Source organism: Bifidobacterium pseudolongum subsp. globosum (assembly GCF_000741295.1).
Classification (GTDB): Bacteria; Actinomycetota; Actinomycetes; order Actinomycetales; family Bifidobacteriaceae; genus Bifidobacterium; species Bifidobacterium globosum.
Genome location: NZ_JGZG01000005.1, coordinates 423,090 through 444,757, shown reverse-complemented (window position 1 = coordinate 444,757; position 21,668 = coordinate 423,090). Strand labels below are relative to the sequence as shown.

At 61.7% G+C, this 21,668-nt stretch carries 20 protein-coding genes and 1 pseudogene; 12 read left to right on the top strand and 9 right to left on the bottom strand.

The genetic code is table 11. From position 1 onward, the window contains the following. The first annotated feature begins 21 nt into the window (after nucleotides 1–21). The 8 genes and pseudogenes from BPSG_RS04175 to BPSG_RS04150 all read left to right on the top strand — a co-directional run bounded on the left by BPSG_RS04175 (nucleotide 22) and on the right by BPSG_RS04150 (nucleotide 4,784). The gene (locus BPSG_RS04175; RefSeq protein WP_026643103.1) at nucleotides 22–840 is read left to right on the top strand and encodes a dihydroorotate dehydrogenase electron transfer subunit; all 819 of its coding nucleotides are present in this window, start codon (nucleotides 22–24) and stop codon (nucleotides 838–840) included. Next, nucleotides 825–1,814: a dihydroorotate dehydrogenase gene (locus tag BPSG_RS04170; RefSeq protein ID WP_051591923.1), complete on the top strand. Its 990-nt coding sequence runs from the start codon at nucleotides 825–827 to the stop codon at nucleotides 1,812–1,814. Before BPSG_RS04175 ends, BPSG_RS04170 begins: the two co-directional genes overlap by 16 nt. Nucleotides 1,815–1,853: 39 nt before the next feature. After that, the gene (gene pyrE, locus BPSG_RS04165) at nucleotides 1,854–2,549 is read left to right on the top strand and encodes an orotate phosphoribosyltransferase (RefSeq protein ID WP_026643101.1); all 696 of its coding nucleotides are present in this window, start codon (nucleotides 1,854–1,856) and stop codon (nucleotides 2,547–2,549) included. Nucleotides 2,550–2,582: 33 nt separating this feature from the next. After that, nucleotides 2,583–3,239, top strand: a pseudogene (locus tag BPSG_RS04160) (serpin family protein); the annotation flags it as partial. After that, a complete protein-coding gene (locus BPSG_RS08940; protein WP_129895922.1) occupies nucleotides 3,133–3,492 on the top strand; it encodes a serpin family protein in 360 nt (119 codons plus the stop codon). The pseudogene BPSG_RS04160 and the gene BPSG_RS08940, both read left to right, overlap by 107 nt. A gap of 144 nt (nucleotides 3,493–3,636) precedes the next feature. After that, nucleotides 3,637–4,029 (top strand): GNAT family N-acetyltransferase, encoded by a 393-nt coding sequence (locus tag BPSG_RS04155; protein WP_236822922.1) that lies wholly within the window; start codon nucleotides 3,637–3,639, stop codon nucleotides 4,027–4,029. A gap of 157 nt (nucleotides 4,030–4,186) precedes the next feature. Beyond that, on the top strand, nucleotides 4,187–4,489 hold the full coding sequence (locus BPSG_RS08410) for a type II toxin-antitoxin system RelE/ParE family toxin (RefSeq protein ID WP_080699166.1): 303 nt from the start codon (nucleotides 4,187–4,189) through the stop codon (nucleotides 4,487–4,489). Nucleotide 4,490: 1 nt separating this feature from the next. Continuing rightward, nucleotides 4,491–4,784: an addiction module antidote protein gene (locus BPSG_RS04150; protein WP_026643099.1), complete on the top strand. Its 294-nt coding sequence runs from the start codon at nucleotides 4,491–4,493 to the stop codon at nucleotides 4,782–4,784. 121 nt (nucleotides 4,785–4,905) lie between these two features. Here BPSG_RS04150 and BPSG_RS04145 read toward each other — a convergent pair whose 3' ends face one another. The 5 genes from BPSG_RS04145 to ahpC form a co-directional block, all read right to left on the bottom strand. Further along, on the bottom strand, nucleotides 4,906–5,250 hold the full coding sequence (locus BPSG_RS04145; RefSeq protein WP_026643098.1) for a winged helix-turn-helix transcriptional regulator: 345 nt from the start codon (nucleotides 5,248–5,250) through the stop codon (nucleotides 4,906–4,908). A 165-nt stretch (nucleotides 5,251–5,415) separates the two neighbouring features. Continuing rightward, on the bottom strand, nucleotides 5,416–6,345 hold the full coding sequence (locus BPSG_RS04140; RefSeq protein WP_026643097.1) for a LysR family transcriptional regulator: 930 nt from the start codon (nucleotides 6,343–6,345) through the stop codon (nucleotides 5,416–5,418). 33 nt (nucleotides 6,346–6,378) lie between these two features. After that, nucleotides 6,379–7,020 carry an HAD family hydrolase gene (locus tag BPSG_RS04135; RefSeq protein ID WP_026643096.1) on the bottom strand — a complete coding sequence of 214 codons (642 nt, stop codon included), beginning with the start codon at nucleotides 7,018–7,020 and terminating at the stop codon, nucleotides 6,379–6,381. 194 nt (nucleotides 7,021–7,214) lie between these two features. Beyond that, the gene (locus BPSG_RS04130; protein ID WP_033502353.1) at nucleotides 7,215–8,963 is read right to left on the bottom strand and encodes an FAD-dependent oxidoreductase; all 1,749 of its coding nucleotides are present in this window, start codon (nucleotides 8,961–8,963) and stop codon (nucleotides 7,215–7,217) included. A 26-nt stretch (nucleotides 8,964–8,989) separates the two neighbouring features. Next, nucleotides 8,990–9,553, bottom strand: a complete 564-nt coding sequence (ahpC, locus tag BPSG_RS04125) for an alkyl hydroperoxide reductase subunit C (protein WP_026643094.1) — start codon at nucleotides 9,551–9,553, stop codon at nucleotides 8,990–8,992. Nucleotides 9,554–9,850: 297 nt separating this feature from the next. Here ahpC and BPSG_RS04120 point away from each other — a divergent pair, with 297 nt between their 5' ends. Next, nucleotides 9,851–10,900: a VanZ family protein gene (locus BPSG_RS04120; RefSeq protein ID WP_051591920.1), complete on the top strand. Its 1,050-nt coding sequence runs from the start codon at nucleotides 9,851–9,853 to the stop codon at nucleotides 10,898–10,900. Here BPSG_RS04120 and BPSG_RS04115 read toward each other — a convergent pair. After that, nucleotides 10,888–12,660, bottom strand: a complete 1,773-nt coding sequence (locus tag BPSG_RS04115; protein WP_026643093.1) for a bifunctional ADP-dependent NAD(P)H-hydrate dehydratase/NAD(P)H-hydrate epimerase — start codon at nucleotides 12,658–12,660, stop codon at nucleotides 10,888–10,890. The genes BPSG_RS04120 and BPSG_RS04115 overlap by 13 nt on opposite strands. Nucleotides 12,661–12,928: 268 nt before the next feature. Between BPSG_RS04115 and bsh the strand changes: the two genes are divergently transcribed. Together bsh and BPSG_RS04105 are read left to right on the top strand one after the other, a co-directional pair. Further along, a complete protein-coding gene (bsh, locus tag BPSG_RS04110) occupies nucleotides 12,929–13,873 on the top strand; it encodes a choloylglycine hydrolase (protein WP_026643092.1) in 945 nt (314 codons plus the stop codon). A gap of 151 nt (nucleotides 13,874–14,024) precedes the next feature. Next, nucleotides 14,025–15,071, top strand: coding sequence for a cation diffusion facilitator family transporter (locus BPSG_RS04105; protein WP_080699165.1), 1,047 nt, complete (start codon nucleotides 14,025–14,027; stop codon nucleotides 15,069–15,071). 16 nt (nucleotides 15,072–15,087) lie between these two features. Here BPSG_RS04105 and BPSG_RS04100 read toward each other — a convergent pair whose 3' ends face one another. From BPSG_RS04100 to BPSG_RS04090, 3 genes are all read right to left on the bottom strand, one after another. Next, on the bottom strand, nucleotides 15,088–16,689 hold the full coding sequence (locus BPSG_RS04100) for an ABC-F family ATP-binding cassette domain-containing protein (protein ID WP_026643090.1): 1,602 nt from the start codon (nucleotides 16,687–16,689) through the stop codon (nucleotides 15,088–15,090). A gap of 123 nt (nucleotides 16,690–16,812) precedes the next feature. Beyond that, a complete protein-coding gene (locus BPSG_RS04095) occupies nucleotides 16,813–17,409 on the bottom strand; it encodes a DNA-deoxyinosine glycosylase (RefSeq protein ID WP_033502354.1) in 597 nt (198 codons plus the stop codon). Further along, nucleotides 17,406–18,392: a hypothetical protein gene (locus BPSG_RS04090; RefSeq protein ID WP_051591919.1), complete on the bottom strand. Its 987-nt coding sequence runs from the start codon at nucleotides 18,390–18,392 to the stop codon at nucleotides 17,406–17,408. The genes BPSG_RS04095 and BPSG_RS04090 overlap by 4 nt, the downstream gene beginning before the upstream one ends. A gap of 303 nt (nucleotides 18,393–18,695) precedes the next feature. Here BPSG_RS04090 and uvrA point away from each other — a divergent pair, with 303 nt between their 5' ends. Next, nucleotides 18,696–21,632: an excinuclease ABC subunit UvrA gene (gene uvrA / locus BPSG_RS04085; RefSeq protein ID WP_026643089.1), complete on the top strand. Its 2,937-nt coding sequence runs from the start codon at nucleotides 18,696–18,698 to the stop codon at nucleotides 21,630–21,632. The last annotated feature ends 36 nt before the right edge of the window (nucleotides 21,633–21,668 follow it).

The following is a 21,668-nucleotide window of genomic DNA, read 5'->3' as shown; positions in this document are numbered from 1 at the left end:
GAAGAAAGAACAAGGAGACCCATGCCAACCACAGCGTTTTCCCACACAGTGGAACAGGCCGAGCAAGCCGGCCGCATGCCCACGAGGCGCACTGTCACCGTCACCGACGTGCACGAGCTTGCGCCGGGCATTGTCCGGTTCACGTTCCGTGACGAGTTCATCGCGCGGAACGTCAAACCCGCGCAGTTCGTCAACCTGTATTCGAGCAACCCACAGCATCTGATGCCGCGCCCGTTCGGCGTGAGCGACGTGGACGGCGACAAGGTGAGCCTCATCTTCGCCGTCGTCGGCTACGGCACCGAGGAATTCGCCACGCTCAAGGCTGGCGACCATGTGGATGTGCTCGGCCCGCTCGGCAAACCTTTCGACATCAGCGCCGACGCCGACTATCTGCTCGTCGGCGGGGGATTGGGCATTCCACCGCTGCTCGAAACCGCGCAAGCACTGGCCGGGCGCGCCGACTGCCGTGCGCTCGCCGTGCTCGGCTACCGCAGGGAGCATTTCGCCGATGTGTATGCGGCGAAATACGCGGACGAGGTGCACAGCATCGACGAGTCGGAAGGCAATGTGCTCACGCTGCTCGAACGCCTGTGGCCCAAGCTGCAGGAGGGTGGCCGTGAGCTCATCATCCTGTCGTGCGGTCCGACGCCGATGATGAAGGCGGTCGCCGAATGGGCGGCGAAGCGCGGTGTCGACGCGCAATTGTGCATGGAGCAGCGCATGGGCTGCGGGTACGGCACCTGCGTCGCCTGCACGGTCGACACGCGCGACGGACGCGAGAAGGTGTGCGAGGCCGGCCCGGTCTTCACCGCACACCAGCTGGGATGGGACAACAAGTGAGGGAAGACACCGTGAACATCGAACAGGAACTCAACGAAACCCCGACGAATCTGTACGCCCCGCACGAATGGCGCCACGGCACCGTGGTGGCCGGCGTACCGTGGAAGAATCCGGTCGGCACCGCCTCGGGCACCTTCAACGTGGACGCGTGCGGCCAGTTCTATGACGTCGCCCAGCTGGGCTCGGTCACGACGAAGGGCGTCTCACCGGTCGAATGGCTCGGCAATCCGGGCGTGCGCACGGCGGAAAGCCCCGCCGGCACCGTCAACGCGGTCGGCCTGCAGAACCCCGGCGTCGACCATTACCTCGAATACGACCTGCCGAAACTCAAGGGGCTCGGCGCGACCGTCGTCGCGAACGTCGCCGGCCATTGCGACGACGATTACGCGCAGGTCGTCGAGAAGCTCGCCGATTCAGCCGCGGACATGCTCGAGATCAACGTGAGCTGCCCGAACGTGACGCATGGCGGCATGTCCGTCGGCACCGACCCGGTCGCATTGGGGCGCCTGATGGACCGTCTGCGCCCGATGACCAACAAGCCGATGATCGTCAAGCTCACGCCGAACGTGACCGACATCGCGGCGATCGCACGCGCGGCAGCCGAGGGTGGCGCGGATTGCCTGTCGATGATCAACACATTGGTCGGCATGCGCATCGACATCCGCACCGGTGAGCCAATCATCGCGAACCGCACCGGCGGCGTGTCCGGGCCGTGCGTGTTCCCCGTCGGGCTCGCATGCGTGTGGCGTGTGCGCGCGGCATTGCCGGACATTCCGATCATTGGCATCGGCGGCATCGACTCGGGTGAAAAAGCACTCGAATACCTGTACGCGGGCGCCAACGCCGTCGAGGTCGGGGGAGCGGCGCTCTACGACCCGACCGCGCCGATTCGCGTGGCGCGCGAACTCGAGGAACTGCTCGACGCGCGCCCCGAACTGACCGAAAAACTCGCGAAGGGCGACACGTGGCGCTGAGCCGCGCGCCCGGCACACCCATGATTGTTAGGAGACAGGATGTTTGATTCACTCGACCATCGATTCACCAAGTTCCTCCTCGAGTCGAACGCGCTCAAATTCGGCGACTTCACGTTGAAGTCCGGCCGCCGGTCGCCGTATTTCATCAACGCGGGCGCGTTCGACGACGGCAAGAAGATCGCCACGCTCGGCGGCTTCTATGCGGAGAAGATCCAGACCGAGATCGACAACGAACAGCTGCCGATCCGTATCGACACGATCTTCGGGCCGGCGTACAAGGGCATTCCGCTCGCCGTGGCCACGTCGATCGCGCTCGAACTCAACTACGGTGTGACCGTCGGCTACACCTTCGACCGCAAGGAGAAGAAAGACCACGGCGATGGCGGCACGATGGTCGGCAAGCCGCTCGAAGACGGCATGAACGTGCTGCTCGTGGACGACGTGATGACCGCGGGCACCGCAGTGCGCGAAGTCGTGCCGAAGCTCAAGGCGCAGGCCGACGTCAACATCGTCGGGCTTGTGCTCTCCGTCGACCGCATGGAGAAGACGAAGGGTAGCGACCTGTCCGCTGTGCAGGACGTGCAACGCGAATTCGGCTTCCCCGTGCTCGCGATCGCGAACGTCAAGGAGATCTTCGCCGCCGGCCGCCAGCTCTCCACCGCCGAAGGCGTCCCGTATGTGACCGACGAGATCGCCGGCGCCGCGGAGGAGTACCTGACACAGTACGGGGCATGAGCGGACAACCCGCAATACTGACATACGTTCATCATGGCCCGTACGGCTCATCGCTCCATTGGGAACGAGCCGTGCGGGCTTTTGCCATCACTAAACCATGGGGCAGAACAATGGAAGCCGATATCGCACTCTACGACGTACTCAAGGGGTTCGACGGCGAAACAAGCTAATGCACCGGTTTCATCTATATTGCTGTCCATCATCAGCACCGTATTCGCAGACAGCCGATGGAACCCCCGTTTGAACTCAACGACACCGAACCTGCAGTATTCCACGGAGACCAAGGAGGACGCAACGGTGCCATTCATGCACCAACGGTGTGAGGACGTCTCCTATCTATGCGATGAGACCTTCGGATGGGAACGCGTGGATATCCCCTTCGACGATGACAGCGAGCTGCGCATAGTCCTGCCCGACCCAGAGACCCTCGAGACATTGGTGCACGACCCCATAGCACTGCGCCGAGCGTTCAGCACAGAACTGGCGGAGACCATCCCGCAGGAAGACAAGCAGGAACTCACCGGCATGGACAGGCTCAAAGCCAAACTCGCCGCACGCAAGAACCCCACAAGCATGCCCATCTATGCCAACACGGTCACCGCTACAGTGGCATTGCCCCGGTTCGAAATCGACAGCGCCATCAACGCAAGAACACTGGTCGGCATCCTGCGTTCATTGGGCATCACCGATGCATTCGATCCCACATGCGGATTTCTCTGGTATATGCGAAGGGGCGCTCGCCATCAGCGGCATCATGCAGGGCACGCACATCGAAGTCAACGAGCATGGGGCGCGAGCCGCCGTGTACACAGGCATCGCCGTGGCAGGCGCAGCACCACAATGGGGCCCTGAAATCACCTTCACCGTGGACCGCCCATTCATGTATGCACTCATGACACGAGACCGACTGCCATTGTTTGTCGGAGCCGTACGCAATCTGTGATGGCCAACGAGATATTGCCGATTACTAGAGCATGGTCGCTGTCATACTGTCAATGCTACATTCCATACCTGTGGGTTTCGTTTTCCCCTTCTCCTATACGATAGCAACCACTGACGCATATCCATACACCTGAGAAGGACCCACATGATCCGCATCATGACCCCCGACGACTACGATGCCGTACACGCATGCTGGATGGCATGCACCTGCATGGGACTCAACACCATCGACGACTCACGCGAAGGCATCATCAGATACCTCGAACGCAACCCCAACACCTGCTTCGTCGATGAGCAAGAGGGAACAATCACCGGCGCCATCCTCGCAGGACATGATGGACGACGTGGATATATCTACCACACCGCCGTCACCCCCGCATACCGGCACCAAGGCATCGGCACCGCACTCGTCAACGCCGCACTGCATGCGCTCGCGAACGAAGGCATCATCAAAGTCGCACCCTCGTCGCCTTCTCACGCAACGATGCAGGCAACGCCTTTTGGGAGCGCCTCGGCTTCACTGCGCGCGGCGATCTGACCTACCGCAACAAAGCCCTGTGCTCCATCACTCGCATCGACACATGAAAACGCACCGATCTGCATGACAGCCAAGTGAACTTATCCGCACATGAGCATAGAAGTACTCGACACCAAGCTAGCTTGACAAAATGTATCCTGTAGAATACATTTAACCCATGGAGATTCGTACTACTGAGCAATTCGATAAATGGTTCCGCAAGTTGCGGGACCGCAAAGCAAAAGCCAAAATCAGCGCACGGCTCAGACAATGCGAAATCTCCGACCATATCACTGGAGATCATCATGGCATCGGCGGTGGCATAAGTGAAATGAGATTCCATTTTGGACCGGGATATCGTATCTACTACACCGTTGACAATGATGTGCTTGTTATTTTACTGATCGGAAGTGGTAAAGACGATCAGTCCAGAGGGATTGCCGAAGCGAGAAAACTTCTTGCTTTATATCGAGGAGAATAAAATGACGCTTAAAACCACCAAATGGGATGTTACGGAATATCTTGATAATGAAGAGGATATCGCCGAATACCTCAACGCAGTAATCGAATTGGACGATCCTGCGTTGCTCCAAGCTGCTATTGGTGATGTTGCCAAGGCGCAGGGGATGACGAAAATCGCCAAAGATGCAGGCCTAGGCAGAGAAAGCCTATATAAAAGTCTGAGTGCACAAGGCAATCCTTCTTTCACGACCATATTGAAAGTACTGCATGCTCTCGGTACAAGAATCAGCATTCAACCAGAACACGCTATCTGACTTTGGTATGCATCGTGCACGTGATGCATGCCAAAGAGAGAAAAGATGGCCTAAACGGTGTCTCTTCCCCCTCAGGAAACAGGGGGTGGGGAAGAGTGAGCCCTATGCGCAGTGTACGCACTCAATCGCGCTCGTACACCATCACATCCGCGTTCGTGTTGACCAGGGTCACGAGCTGCTGGAGCGGTTTGACGAACTGCCTGCCCAATGGTGTCAGGGCGTATTCGACCTGAGGGGGAGTGGCGTGCTGTACGACGTGCCTGCGTACCACGCCGTAGCGTTCCAGATACTTGAGCGTCTGTGACGCCATGCGCTCACTGATGCCGCCGATATGCCGTACAAGCTCGCTGAACCGCAGGGGATGGTTGGCCAACGCGAGGATGATGAGCAACCCCCATTTTCCGCTGATTGTTGATAGTGCGAACCGTGTGGGGCAGGTTGTGTTGAAAATGTCGATTTCTTGCATGGGACGAGTGTAGCATGTGCACTATCAAGAAGTATGGTACTTACGAAAAGTAAGCATTAAACCACAACCCACCACCGCCACACCACAAGCGCACAAAGCAAACAGCATAGAGAGTAGGTTCGTTTTATTCTCTTCTTATATAATTATTAATAATCTGTTTATTCATCACTCCGACAGGATTGTATACCCGTGCTCGGCGATGACCTCCTTGAGCTTGTCCAAGTAGATCTGGGCGGGGTGGGAGAGCTTGGCGCGTTCGTTGGTGATCCAGCCGAGCAGCATCGTCTCGTCGGACTCCAACGGCACGGTGACGATGCGCTCGTTGTTGAGGTCGCCGTTGTCGATGCCGGTGCAGACCGTGTACCCGTTGAGGCCGATGATGAAGTTGAGGATCGTCGCACGGTCGGTCACATTGATCTGCTTGGGCGCATAGTCGGGCCACACCGCCTCTTCGGCGAAGTAGAAACTGCCTTCGTTGCCCTGCTCATACTGGATGAACGGGTAGGGCTTCAGGTCTTCCATCGTCAGTTTCTTCTTCATCGCGAGCGGATTGTCGCGCGAGATGAACACGTGCAGGGGAGCGCGGAAGAGCGGGTGGAACTCCAGATGCTTTTCGCGCAGCAGTTTGCCAATCACCTGCTTGTTGAACTCGGACAGGTACAGGATGCCGATGTCCGAGCGCATGTTCGCCACTTGGTTGATGATGTCGCGCGTCTGCGTCTCGCGGATTGTGAACTCGTATTCGTCGGAGCGGAACGAGTTGATCATCTTCACGAACGCCTCCACCGCGAACATGTAGTGCTGTGTGGAGACCGAGCACAGTTGTTTGCGCGGCTTGGCGTTCTTGTAGCGTTCCTCGAGCAGTGCCGCCTGGTCGAGCACTTGGCGCGCGTAGGTGAGGAACTCCGCGCCGTCCACGGTTAGCGCGATGCCCTGCGAGGAGCGCGTGAAGATCTCGATGCCCAGCTCGTTCTCCAGTTCCTTGACCGACGAGCTCAGCGCGGGTTGCGAGATGTACAGTGCACGCGAGGCCTCGTTCATCGACCCGCATTCCACGATTTTCACGATGTATTTGAGCTGCAGTAGTGTCGCCATGGTGTTTTCCCCTGTTCTGCGGTCAACTGTCGGTCAGTGTTCGCCCAACTGCACGCCGAGCGCGGCGAGGTCGCGGCGCGCCTGTTGTGCGTCGGTGAAGCGGCGCGCATGCCAGCCCGAGTCTGCAGCGCCTTCGACGTTCTTCTGGGTGTCGTCGAAGAACACCGTGCGCGCGGGGTCAAGCCCGAAGCGAGCCTGTGCGAGCTCGTAGATGTCGCGGTTCGGCTTGCGCAGTTTCTCCACGCCGGAGACGACCGTGCCGCCGAGCAGTGCGTCGAGCTGCGGGAAGCGCTCGAACGCATAGTGGAACGTCTCGCCTGACCAGTTCGTCAATCCCCAGACGCGCACGCCGCCCTGCGTCAGGTCGCGCAGCAGTTCCTCCGCGCCCGGAATCAGGCGGGGGAGCGCGTCGCCATAATGCGCGATGTAATACTCGAAGATGCGCGCGATCTCCTGCCCCTGTTCCGCGACGACGCGCGGATAGACATCGGCGAAGTCCATGCCCGAGTCCATGTCGTCCTCATACCGGAAGAACCCGTACGGGTCGTCGTCCGCGGCGATGCGGTCCACCAGTTCGGCTGGGTAGTGGCCGTCGAGCGCCGCGCGGCACTGCCAGTCGATGAGCACACCGCAGAAATCGAACACGACGTCGGTGATGGGCTGGGGTGAGGTCATGGGCCGGCTCCTTGTGTTGTGGTTGGGTCGGGAATGCACGCCGATCACCGGCGCGCCCATCACACAGTGTAGCGTCTTGCGCCCCGTTCGCTCAACGCCCGGACCGTGATATGGCAATGGTTGGGTATAGCAAAAAGAGGTAGCCGGATGATGGTTGTTCCTATACCCCGGCTACCTCCGCTCAAGTCGCGCGGTCAGACCGCGTCGAGCACGTCGAGCATCTGCGAGACGTTCTTCTTGCCGAACTCGATCGCCTCACGGCCGTGGCGGCGCACGACGATGCACGGCACGCTCATCACGTCGTAGCGTTCCTTAAGCTCGGGGAAGTGCGCCAGGTCGTACGCTTCGGCGCGCACATTGCTGTTCAGCGCGGCGATGCGTTGCGCCGCGCGCACCGTCTCCGGGCACATCGTGCACGTGAGCGAGACGAGCAGCATGATCTCCACGGGGTCATGGATCGCTTCGATGTGTTCGCGTTCGTCGCCGATCAGCGGCTGGCCGGGGCCGGCGGCATTGTAGATGCCGAGCACGAACGAATGGAACTCGTGCCCGGTGGGCACGCCATGGAACGCGATGCCGGTGGATTGCAGCATGCCGGAGTCGTCGCGCACCATCAGGCGCACCATCGGCGTGGCGTAGGGCAGCGGGCGGTCGTAGTCCACCGCGCCGCGCCCATTGGCCGAGAGCTCCTCGACGGTCTCGCTGATCGACTCGAGCTTGCCGTCGCTCAACGAGACGAGCTCGTCGATGAACGACTGCAACTGGTGCGACAGTTCCGTGCGGTCGAGCTGGAGCTGCAGCGTGACCGGACGCCCCATGCGCGCGAAGACGACCTTGAGTTGCGCGATCACATCGTTCGTGAACACCGCACTCACCGGATGCTCGGCGTCGGCCTGCGGGCTCGTGCTCGCGGCCGGCGCGGGCGTTGTCTGCGACGGCGCGCCGGCCTCACCCTGCGCCTCACGGCGCTGGTACGGGGTCGACGTCGGCGCCTGCGGTGTGATGCCGGTGCGCGTGCTCGCTGCGGCGGCGTATTCCTCCGCATGCACTGCGGCGATGGCGCCGTCGGCGGTCGCGGTCACGACCTGCCGTAGATCCTTGACGCGCAGGTCGCCCGCGGCGAAGACGCCGGGGACCGACGTGCACAGCGCGGCGTCGGTCACCACGTAGCCGTTGGGGTCGAGCTCCACCACGCCGCGCACGATCTGCGTCTGCGGTTCGTAGCCGGCGAACACGAAGACGCCGAACGTGCCGCCGTCCTGCGGCTTCCACACGCTTGTCTCGCCGGTGTGGGCGTCTTTGAGCATCGCTTCGGTGAGACCTTTTGCCCCTGCGGTGACGCCGGCGAGTTCGGTGCCGTAGCGCACGGTGATCTTTGGATCGTCCTTGGCGTGCTGGGCCACGGCGGCGTCGCAAGTGAAGTCGTCTTCGCGCACGAGCACGGTCACCGCGCGCGCATAGCGTCCCAGGAACACGGATTCCTCGGCCGCGGCGAATCCGCCGCCCACCACGAGCACGTCTTTGCCGGTGAAGAACTCGCCGTCGCATGTGGCGCAGTAGGCCACGCCACGGCCGGCGTATTCCCGCTCGCCCGCGAACCCGATCTTGCGCGGCGCTGCGCCCATCGCGAGCACGATGGCGAAGCATTGCACGTCACCGCGCGTGGTATGCACGGTTTTGATGTCGCCTTGCGCGTCGATGCCGGTCACAGCGCCCATGCGCAGTTCGGCGCCGAAATCCTGCGCCTGTTGGCGCATCGCGGCGGTGAGTTTGCGCCCGTCGGTCATCGGTACGCCCGGGTAGTTCACCACTTCGGATGTGATGGTGATCTGTCCGCCGAAATCCGCCTGTTCGATGATGAGCGTGCGGTAGCGTGCGCGCGCTAGGTACATGCCGGCGGTCAGGCCTGCCGGGCCGCCGCCGATGACGACGGCGTCATACATATTCGATTGTGGGGTGGTCACATCTATCAGAGCTCACCAACGAGGTCGAGGCTCGGCTTGATTGTTTCCTCACCGGGCTCCCATTTGGCCGGGCAAACCTGATCACTGTGCTCGTAGACAAACTGCGAGGCCTTGACGCGGCGCAGGATCTCGTCGGCGTCACGCCCCACATTCGAAGAAATGACCTCGTATGCCACCACACGGCCTTCCGGATCGAGGATGAAATCACCGCGCTCGGCGAGACCGGTCGTCTCATTGTACGTATCCAGGTCACGAGCCAGCGTGGCGGTGGGATCGGCGAGCATCGGGTAGTTCACCTTGCCGATCTTCTCATTCGAATCATGCCAGGCCTTGTGCACCCACTGGGTGTCGCACGAGACAGCATAGACCTCACAGCCGGCCTGCTTGAACTTGTCATATTGGTCGGCCAGATCCTCGAGTTCCGTCGGGCAGACGAACGAGAAATCGGCGGGGTAGAAGAACAAGACCGACCAGTGGCCCAGCAGGTCTTTCTTGCTCACGTCTTGAAGTTGACCGTTGTTGTATGCAGAAACGGTGAAGTCGGTGATTTCATGTTGCAGCAATGTCATGATGCGCTCCTTACGTCAAATGAATCATGCCGTGCCGTCACACCACACCCATGTCTCATGGCAGGCATGGCCCGTACGCGGCACCTTGCACGCTTGAGTATGGCACACAAACCGGCAAAAGGGCAGGGGGCTGCAGCGTACATTCCTGTGGTTTTCCTCACAGCGCACCGCACATCATTCCCAAGGACTACATGGTGGTCAAAACCGGCCATGGGGATGATAGGCAAGCCGCATATACGCCCATACCTTGGATGCATAGCAATATCACGTCCATCATTATCAAGCAGGGGAGGCATCATGACCGGGTTCCTCGCATCCTTTTCCAAGCCGTTCCAATTGGCGGTCCTGCTGTGGCCATTCGTGTCGGTGCTGTTGACGGTGCCGGCGGCCGTCTATCTGTACCACCGCGACAACCGTCTCCGGCCTGCGAGCGTGCTTGGCGTCTATGCGTTCATGCTGTATGTGCTTGGACTTGGCTGCTTTACCATGTATCCATGGCCGCAAGATCCCACCGCCTATTGCGCCACGCACCATCTGGGTGCGCAGCTCAACCCGTTGCAGTTCATCGTCGATATCCGCACCGAAGGTATGACCGCGATTCTCCAGTTGGGTATGAACATCGTGTTGTTTGTGCCGATGGGATTCTTCCTGACCCGTTTCTTCCGGTTGCCGTCATGGGTGGCGGTCGCGGTGTGCTGCGCCACATCGATCTGCATCGAGGTCGCCCAGCTCACCGGCATCTTCCACCTCTATCCATGCGCATATCGTATCTGCGACGTTGACGATGTCATCACCAATACGCTTGGCGGCGCCATCGGCATCGTGCTGGGGCTGTGGTGCAACCGTGCATTCCCCGCACCGCTCATTGACAAGGCGGAGGTGACCGTGCATCCGGGGTTCCTGCGCCGGTGTGTCTCACTTGCCGTGGATATGGGCATTATCTATATGTGCCAGATGCTGTCGATCGTGCTGTGGTCGTATCTTGGGCATGGAGCGGTTGCCCCTGACGGGCATGCGTTCCTCGTGCTGCTCAGCGTATGGTTCGTGGTGTTCGAGGGCATTGTGCCGTGGTGCACCCATGGGCGCACCATCGGCTGCTTCCTCACCCGTATGACGGTGGAATCAGGGCAGCGCACGATGCCGCAACGTCTGGCGTTCTATGTGGCCCGCACCGCGCTGTTGTACACCCTGACGATCGGGGTGTACACATGGCGGTCACCGTGGACGTTCGTACTCGGCCTCGCCACCGTGGTCTGGTGGATTGCATGCAAACAAATGCCGTATGACGCCATTGGCGAAGACCGGAGCAGGATGGGTGGCACCGGCTGGGGCCATCAGTCCTCGTAACGCGCGGTGGTGTTGAGCAGGTCAAACGCCGAGGGCAGTGCGGCAATCACATCGCTGGCGATGATCGGATGCCCACATGCGGATTGGGCGATGTCCGGCTTCGGCTCGCCGTACAGGTGCGGCGTCTGCCATGCATGCTGGTCGCTGTGCGCCGCCATGGCCGCCGCCAAACCGTGTGTATAGACCGCGCCGGCTGCCATTTCGGCCACAAGCGTCGGGTCGTCGATCAGTTCCTGCGCCCGTTGCGCGAGCAAGGCGCCGATGATGCCGGCGAGCACATCGCCCGCGCCGGCTGTGGCGAGGAACGCCGGTGCACGTCCGCACACCAAGGTGCGCATGCCGCCATTGCCGTCAGTGCCGACGATTACCGTATAGGCCCCCTTGAGCACCACGGTCGCTCCCGTGAGCTCACAAGCGCGCTGTGCCTGCCGCAATGACTCGGCCATGATTTCGTCGCGGGTCGTCGGAGCATCGATCCGGGTGAGCAAACGGGCCAGTTCGCCGGCATGGGGTGTGATCACCACCTGCGGTGGCACATGGTCCGGAAGCAGGTCAAGCGCACCGGCATCCACCACAATTGGCGGCATGGCGAGCGCCTCGCTGTTCGCGCCGTCTTGGGTGAGGCTGTAATGGGCGAGCAGTGCGCTGATGGCGGTGCGTTGGATATCCGTGGTGTCGGCATGGTCGGTGTCCGGCACACCGCATCCGGTGACCCATGCCTGTACATGCCCTTTGCCCATCACTGCTTCAGGGAGGGACTGCAACACCAGATTCTGGGCGCGTTCGGGCCCGAGATAGCGGATCATACCGGTGTTCGAGCGTGCGGCGGCGCAGCTGGACAGTACGGCGGCTCCGGGGTATTGCGTGGATCCGGTGATGAGGCCAACCACACCACGGTTGTATTTGGCGTCTTCGACGAGGGGGATGCGCAGCGCGTTCTGTGCGTACCCGCAGTCGACTGTTTCCACGGTGGGTGTGGCATCGTCCACGTCGAAGCCGAAGTCGACTAGCACCACGTTGCCACAGGCCAGTGAGGCGGGTGGAAGCATGGCGCATGGTTTGAGCGCGCCGAACATCATGGTGACGTCTGCGGGAATGTAGGCGCCGGGGAGGGAGCCGTCGTCGACTCCTATGCCGGATGGGGTGTCCACGGCCACGACGAAGGGGAAGTCGATGGCGAGTTCGTCGTTGGGCAGGCCCAGTCGTCGTGGTGGTGTGACGGTGCGCCCAAGTACCGAGGCGATGGCCGCGGGGATGCCGTGGAGCGCTCCGGTGCCGCCGATGCCGGTCATGGCGTCGATGAGGATATGGGCTTTGCCGGCGAAGGCGATGGCATGTTCGAGCCGTTGGCCGGCTTCTCCTGCGGGGAATCCGCTGGGGCAGCCGGGGATGTCGTTGGATGGGTCGAGGGCGTAGATGTGTCCTCCGGCGTCCAGAAACGCTTCGTATGCGGCGTCGTGCAGCGTACGGCCTACGGCGATCGCGGTGACGTTCAGGCCTTCCGCGGCGAGTATCGCCCCGGTGTACAGGCCGTCTCCGCCGTTGTCTCCGGCGCCCGCGAGCACGCAGACGCGCAGGCTCGGTTCATCCCATTCCTCTTGGTCGATCACGTCGAGGATGGTTCGTGCCGTCGCATTGGCGGCCATGCGCATGAGCGGCACCTCATCGGCGAGCAGCGGCTGTTCGAGCGCGCGTACGGTCGCGGCGTCGAATGCCGCTGTGGTCAAAGTGTCGGTGTGGTCTGTTGTCTGGTCTTCCATGGGAACTGTCCTTATGTGCTGTGCGCCGGCCGTTGCCGCATTGGGTGCGCCCGGATTGGCCTGTATGCTCATTCCAACTCTAGTACCGTGCGCCTTGACGTGCGCGCTGCGTTCAGCCGATGTCAGAACCGCGTTTCCGCGGTGTGTTGCTCCCGCACTTATTCCCATAACGATAACCAGACGGATCCACGCCATACGTCCCTATAATCGCAATAGCAGTCCATCACGCCGCCGATTCACAAGGCGGCCTCGAAGAAAGGAATCACCCATGTGCACTGCGGTCCGTTTCATCGATGGCGAAGACAACATGTTCTTCGGCCGTAATCTCGATTGGTCGTTCTCGTACGGCGAGAAGGTGCTGTACACCCCGAAGGATTACAACTACCAGCCGGCGTTCAACGCCGAGGACCGCAACCATGCGGTGCTTGGTGTCGGCATCATCGCCGACGACACCCCCCTGTATTTCGATTGCGCCAACGACGCCGGTCTTGCCGTCGCCGGCCTGAACTTCCCGGGCTATGCCGAATATGCACCCGACAGCGTGAATCTTACGACCAATGTGGCCGCCTATGAGTTCCCGCTGTGGGTGGCACGCAACTTCACGTCGGTCGACGATGTGGAAGAGGCGCTCAAGAACGTCACGATCGTGGCGAAGCCGATCAACGACCAGTACCCGGTCTCGATGCTCCACTGGATCATCGGCGACGCCACGCGCAGCATCGTCGTGGAATACATGGCCGATGGCATGCATGTGTACCATGACGACATCGACGCGCTGACCAACCAGCCGCAGTTCCCGTACCACATGCAGAACCTGATCAACTACATCAACGTCGACCCGAAGCCGATCGAATCGGTCAAGTGGGGCAATGCCGACCTGAAGGCGTGGGGCGCGGGCCTGAGCGCCCACGGCCTGCCGGGCGATCCGAACTCGACGTCGCGCTTTGTGCGCGTGTCATACACGAACGCGCACTACCCGCAGCAGAAGGGTGAGCAGGACAACGTCACGCGCCTGTTCAAGACGCTGTCGAGCGCCGCGATGGTCGACGGCAATTCGATGATGTCGAACGGCCAGTATGAGAAGACGATCTTCACGAGCGGGTTCTCGGCCAACACGATGACGTACTACAAGAACACGTACGACGATCCCACAATCCGCGCGTACGCCATGGCCGATTTCGACGAGACGAGCAACCAGCTGCAGACCAAGTGATGCGCACCATGGCAGTGCATGGCGTGTGAACATCGACAAGCCAATGGGGCCCTGACCATCCACAACGGAGGTCAGGGCCCCGGCGTCTGCCCATGCACACGGTCACGCGCATCAAGTACGAATCCAAGAACAGGAGAGGGGAGCACAACCCATGAAGGAACCGACAGACACATTGCCGTTGGACGCCACGGCGAGTCAGGCACAACTCAATGCGTCAGGGGACGCCAATCCCACTGTGGTGGCCGAACAGAAACATGCTGGCGCAGCGGTGAAAGCGGCGCTCATCGCCAACATCGGGGTGGCCATCGCCAAGCTCGCGGCCGCGGTGTTCACCGGATCTTCCTCGATGCTCTCCGAATCCGTGCACTCCATCGCCGACTGCTCGAACGAGATTGTGCTCATCATCGGCGACAAGGTCTCCAAACACAAACTCAATTCAGAGCACCCTTTCGGCTGGTACCGCACCAAATACCTCGCGTCATTCGTTGTGGCGACACTGCTGTTCTTCGTCGGTGGCTTCTTCTCCACGTCCGAAGCCATGAAGAAGATCATCGCCGTCAACGACGACCCGGCGCTCCAGAACGCCAACCGCATGGAACTGGTCGTGGCCCTTGTGGTCGTGGTGATCAGCGCCTGCCTCGAATGGTATGGCCTGCACCAAAGCATCAAGGAAGCCAATGAGCGCATGAAGCGCACCGACACCCCGAAGATGGGCATCTTCAGGTTCTGGAAACGCACCAAGTCCGCCGAACTCGCCTCGGTTATCATGGAAGACACGCTGGCACTCATTGGTCTGGCGTTCGCCTTCATCGGCATCGGATGTGCGATCATCTTCGACAACGAGCTGTTCGACGCGATCGGCGGCCTCATGGTCGGTCTCCTGCTGGTCGTCGGCTCACTCGTCCTGGCCTACAAGTCCGGGTCGCTGCTCATCGGCGAATCGGTGACCCCGGACACCCGCGAACGCATCGTGCGGGCGGTCGAACAGACCGACGGCGTGGAGAGGCTGATCAACATGCAGACCGTGCACATGTCGGAAGACAACATCCTGCTGTGTCTCAAAGTGCAGACGTCCAAGCTCGACCGTGACTACGATGTGCAGACCGTCGACAAGATCGAACGCAATGTGCGCACGGCGCTGCCTTGGTTCAATTTCGAAATCTACGTGGAGCCCGACGTGCTGCGCGTCAACAGGTAGCCGCCGGGCCGATGTGCTACTCTTCGGCGACGAGCTCCAGGTACGAATCGTTCCACAGGTCCTCGTCGCCGTCGGGCATGAGCAGCACACGCTCCGGACGCAACGCCTCGACCGCCCCCTCATCGTGGGTCACGAGCACGATCGCGCCCTCGTATTTCGCGATGGCCTTGAGGATCTCCTGACGCGAGGCCGGGTCGAGGTTGTTCGTCGGTTCGTCGAGCAGCAGCACGTTGGCGCGCGACGTGACCAAGGTGGCGAGCGCCAACCGCGTTTTCTCGCCGCCGGAGAGCACGTGGGTGGGTTTGAACGCGTCGTCGCCGGAGAACAGGAACGATCCCAGGATCGAGCGTGCTTGGGTGTCGTTGAGTTCCGGGGCAACGTTGCGTAGGTTGTCCAGCACACTCACCCCCATGTCGAGGGTGTCGTGCTCTTGGGCGAAGTAGCCGATTTTGGCGCCGTGACCGTATTCGACCTCGCCGGTGTCGGGCTGTTCCAAGTGGGCGAGCAGGCGCAGCGTGGTGGTTTTGCCTGCGCCGTTGTAGCCGAGGATGACGACCCGGGAACCTTTGTCGATGGCCAGATTGACACCGGCGAACACGATGTTCGACCCGTAGGCCTTCGAGATGTCCTTCGCTTCGATGGGGGTGCGACCGCAGGGGGCTGGTTCGGGGAAGCGGATGTCGGCGACTTTTTCGCGTTTCTGTGCGGTGGAGGTTTCGGAGAGAAGCTTTTCCGCTCGGCGCATCATGTTCTGCGCGGCCACGGCCTTGGTGGCCTTGGCGTGCAGGCGGATGCCCTGCTGCATGAGGCGTTCGGCTTTCTTCTCCGCCACTTCGCGTTCACGTCGGCGGCGTTCCTCGTCCACGGCGCGCTGGTGCAGGTAGGCGGTCCATCCGAGTGAATACATGTCGATCTGGCCGAGTTGTGCGTCGAGGTGCCAGACCTTGTTGACCACTTCATCGAGCAGTTCGGTGGAGTGGGAAATCACTAGAAACCCGCCATCGTACTGTTTGAGGTAGCCGCGCAGCCATTCGATGGAGTCGGCGTCCAAGTGGTTGGTGGGTTCGTCGAGGATCAGGGTGTCAGCGTCCGAAAACAGGATGCGCGCCAGTTCGATGCGTCGGCGCTGGCCGCCGGACAGGGTGCCCAGGGGGCGGCTCATCACCTCCTGGGGCAAGCCCAGGCTCGAGGCCATGGCCTGTGCTTCGGATTGCGCGGCGTAGCCACCGGCTTTTTCGAAATCCTGCATCGCCGTGTCGTAGCGGTTCATCGCTTTCGTCATCACATCCGGATCGGGGTCGGTCATGTCCCGTTCCGCTTTGCGCAAGCGTGTGATGATGGTGGCGATGTCGCGGGCGCTCATCATGCGGTCGAGTGCGGTTTGCTGCGGGTCTGCGGCATGGGTGTCCTGCGGCAGGTAGCCCAGTTTGCCGCTGACGCGCACGGTGCCCGCGGTGGGCAGCAGATCACCGGTGATCACGCGCGTGAGGGTTGTCTTGCCTGCGCCGTTGCGGCCGACGAGGCCGATCTTGTCGCCTTTGCTCACGTGGAAGTTGGTGGGGTGCAACAGGGTGCGTGCACCGATCTGGATCTCGAGTCCCTGCGCTTCGATTGGCATGCTTCACCGTCTTTCCTGTGCTGTGTGCTTGGAGTGTAAGGCCTGTGACGAATGGTGCGCCGGATGTCGTAATCGGCGCCGTACGCATGGTTGCGCCGCCGGCCGCCAACGCACCGCAGACCATCATATGCGGTGCGTTGGTCTTCGTCCAACGCCGTCAACCACCGGCGTACGGTAGGCGTTCCAGTCAATGCGCGCACGGTACGCGGTGATCAGGTCGCCGAGGGTGGCCGCGGCATAGGCGGGGCTTGTCGACGGCAGTGCGGTTGCAGGAAGCGTAATGCCTTGCTCGGCCAGGTTCGGCTCGCAATAGCGGTGGTACAGTGCGGTGGCTTTCGCCCCGCACGTGTAGATGTGGTTGATCTGGGAGCCATTGATGATGGGTGCCAGATCGCTCGGCACCACATTGCGGATGCTCGCGTCGCTGGCATTGCGAATGTCGCACGATTCGATCGCGTCCCATAACGCGATGCGGTGGCGCAACGCGAAGGCACGCCTGGATTGCACCGAGAGGCCCACGCGGTCGGTGGGGTCGGCCCGATCGGCGAACAACGCTTCCATAACCGGCCAGAACCGGTTGCGCGGATGCATGTAGAAGAACCCATGGCGGCGTGACGCAGGGCTGGCCATGGTGCCGAGGAACAGGATGCGTGACGCGTGGTCGTACAGTGGGCCGAACCCATGGTCGACCCGCTGCAGGCCTTCCCCATGCTCGGTCACTGGCGTGGCCCCTCATGCGTCGGGCCACCCTGATAATCCTTGGTGGCGGGGGATCCCATGCTGGTGAGGCGGGGGGAGATGCGAGCCCATGGAATGTACATGAACACCGCGGCCGCAGTGGCGAGCGCGATACCCAGCACTGCGGTGATCTTGGAGACGTCCATGAGGCGGATCGCCACGCCGACGACGGCCCACAGGGTGACGAGGCCGAAGATCCAGTCACCGAACCTATAGCGTGCAAAGCAGGCGAGTGCGAGCAGGAGCACAATCACCACAATGGTGGTGATGGACTGTGCGGTTGTGGGGATGGCGCCGTCTTTCGAGACGTAATATGTGGCGGCGCGGGCGATGTCGGTCACACATTCCACGAGGAGCCATGACCCCCACAATGAGAACGGCGCCCAATCCCACAGACTGTGGTGCTTGTTGCGGCGGGTGAGGAACCACAATGCCCAGACGAGTGCGGTCTGGATGAGCACAAGCGATATCGCCGAGGGGTAGTTCTGGTTGTGCCATGCGAAGATCCAGCCGATTTCCACGCCTGCTGTGACGATGAACAGCAGCCCCATCAGGGTGAAGGGGGTACGGCCCAGCCGTTTCGCCTTGCGACGGCCGTTGCCGATGCGGATGAGCCAGATGGCGAGCAGCGCATAGATGGGGATCCAGATGAGCTGCACATAGCGGTCGGGAGCGAACCAGGAGAACACGGTCGCGCGCGAATCACCGGGGGCGAGGTGCACAAGCACACCGCATTGCGCGAGCGCGTTGACCACGACCATCGCGAGCAACACCACCCATGCGACGATGACCTCAATGTCGTGCCGGGCGGCGTGCTCCTCCTTCTTCGCCTTCGTCTCGTTGGACCGGGAGGTCGTTGCGGGCGCGGTTGGCGTGGTGGTGTCGTCCATGGCGGGTGGCACCGGAGGGGCGGCGGGCGGTTCGTCCTGCACGGGGGTGGTGTCTGGTTGCATGTCTTGGGTCATATCCGCTCTCCTCCCATGCGCGTGCGGCGCACTGTGTTGGTGCCGTGTGGCTTGGTATCTTCCAGAGTAGACGGTGGCGGCCGGGCGTACGGGCGTGGGGCGCGCGTTTTCGCAATTGGATTCAGCCCCGCGCGCACTTTGCCCGTCAAACGGCACGGTTATCGAACAGGTGTTCGATTTTTTGCGTGTCTTGTTGTATCCTTGACACGCGGACCATCATGGTCGCACCATCTTTCGGCTTGGAGGAGACGAATGGCAACAGCATTTGAGGCGCGCGCATCCGAACCCATCATCGAACGGGTGATGTCGAGCGATTCGTTCCTGGGCGCGGAGCTCGCCAAGGCGCCGCTGCGCGAACAGCACGGCTCACTGATCGCGGACATCAGCCACCTGCCCAGCGACCTCAAGATCGTGATCCAGGGTGCGCGTGAACACAACCTCAAGAACGCGGACCTGGAGTTCCCACGCAACCGCATGGTCGTCTTCACCGGCCTGTCGGGGTCGGGCAAATCGTCGATGGCGTTCGACACGTTGTTCGCCGAGGGCCAGCGGCGCTACGTCGAATCCCTGTCTGCATACGCACGCCAATTCCTCGGCCAGATGGACAAACCGGACGTCGATTTCATCGAAGGCCTGAGCCCGGCCGTCTCGATCGACCAGAAGACGACGAACCGCAACCCCCGTTCCACCGTGGGCACCATCACCGAGATCTACGATTACCTGCGCCTGCTGTTCGCGCGCACCGGCGTGCCGCACTGCCCGGCGTGCGGGGCCGAGGTGAGCGCGCAGACGCCGCAGCAGATGGTCGACCGCCTGCTCGCCAACCCCGAGCGCACACGCTTCCAGATCCTCGCGCCGGTCGTGCGCGGGCGCAAAGGCGAATTCGAAGACCTGCTCGAACTGCTGCGCGGCGACGGCTATGCGCGCGCACTCATCGACGGTCAGATGCGCCAACTGTCCGACGACATCACGTTGACGAAGCAGAAGAAGCACACCATCGAGGTCGTCGTCGACCGCCTCGTCATCAAAGACGGCATCCGCCAGCGCCTCACCGACTCCGCCGAAACGGCGCTCAGGCTCGCCAACGGGCTCATGGTCGCCGATTTCGTCGACCGCAACGAGAACGACCCGCTGCGCCGCGTGCCGTTCTCCGAACACATGGCATGCCCGAACGGGCACACGCTCGAACTCGACGAGATCGAACCGCGCACGTTCTCATTCAACGCACCCTACGGCGCATGCCCCGAATGTACCGGACTCGGCTTCAGCCTCGCGATCGACCCCGAGCTCGTGGTGCCCGACCCCGACAAGACGCTCAACGAAGGCGCGATCGAACCGTGGATGATGACGAAAAGCACCGGCGATTACTACCGCCATCTGCTTGAGGGCCTCGCCTCAGAACTCGGCTTCGACCTGGACACCCCGTGGAAGGACCTGCCCGAAGAAGTGCGTCAGGCCATCATGTACGGCAAGGACTTCAAGGTCACCGTCTCGTACCGCAACCGTTGGGGGCGCATGCGCGAATACTCGACCGGGTTCGAGGGCGTGGTTCGGTCGCTCATGCGCCGGCACGAGGAGACCGATTCAGAACAGCGCAAGCAATACTACGAATCGTATATGCGCGAAGTGCCGTGCGCCGTGTGCCACGGCAAGCGGCTCAAGCCCGAGGTGCTCGCCATCACTGTGGAAGGCAAATCGATCGCCGACGTGTGCGACATGTCCGCCGAGCGTGGACTCGCCTGGATCAACGAACTCGACCTGAGCGGCGCCAAGGCGCAGATCGCGGGCGAAGTCGTCAAGGAGATCCGCGCACGCCTCGGATTCCTCAACGACGTAGGCCTCAACTACTTGACGCTTTCGCGCGCCGCGAAGACACTGTCGGGCGGCGAAGCGCAGCGCATCAGGCTCGCCACGCAAATCGGATCAGGCCTCGTGGGCGTCATGTACGTGCTTGACGAACCCTCGATCGGCCTGCACCAACGCGACAACGCGCGCCTGATCGACACCCTGCACCATCTGCGTGACCTGGGCAACACGCTCATCGTCGTCGAACACGACGAAGACACGATCCGCAGCGCCGACTGGCTCGTTGACATCGGCCCGGGCGCAGGCGAACACGGCGGCGAAGTCGTCTATTCCGGCCCCGCCGATCACCTCGTGGACGCCACGCGTTCCATCACCGGTGACTACATCGCCGGCAGGCGCCGCATCGAAGTGCCCAAGAAGCGCCGCAAGACACGCACAACCAAACAGCTCACCGTGGTGGGGGCGCGCGAGAACAACCTCAAGGACCTGACCGTGCGGTTCCCCTTGGGCGTGATGACATGCGTGACCGGTGTCTCGGGGTCCGGCAAATCCACGCTCGTCAACCAGATCCTCTACCCGGTGCTCGCCGACAAGCTCAACGGCGCACGCATCGTGCCCGGCAAACACACACGTGTCGAGGGCGTGGACCAATGCGACAAGGTGATCCACGTCGACCAGAACCCGATCGGACGCACACCACGGTCGAACCCGGCCACCTACACCGGCGTGTGGGACAAGATCCGCACCCTATTCGCCAAGACCCCCGAAGCGCAGGTGCGCGGTTACGGTCCGGGCAGGTTCTCGTTCAACGTCAAGGGCGGACGCTGTGAGGCGTGCCATGGTGACGGCACATTGAAGATTGAGATGAATTTCCTGCCCGACGTGTATGTGGAATGCGAGGAATGCCACGGCAAGCGGTACAACCGCGAGACACTCGAAGTCAAATATAACGGTAAGACCGTCGCCGACATCCTCGACATGCCCATCAGCGAGGCCGCCGAATTCTTCAAGGCATATCCGGCGATCTCACGGTATCTGGACACCCTCGTGCAGGTGGGCCTGGGCTACATCCGCTTGGGACAACCCGCCACCACACTGTCGGGCGGCGAATCGCAGCGCGTCAAACTCGCGACAGAATTGCAGCGCCGTTCCACCGGCAAGACCGTCTACATTCTCGACGAGCCAACGACCGGCCTGCACTTCGAGGATGTGAACAAACTGCTCGTCGTGCTGCAGGGTCTGGTGGACAAAGGCAACACGGTCATCGTGATCGAACACAACCTCGACGTGGTCAAATCCAGTGACTGGATCATTGACCTGGGACCGGAAGGCGGCGAAGGCGGCGGCACCATCGTGGCCGAAGGCACCCCCGAGCACGTGGTGCAATGCGACGCTTCGTGGACGGGTCGGTTCCTTGAACCACTGCTCAAATGACCCAAGCGGCAACGTAAGGAGAGTCCGTGAGCGTTT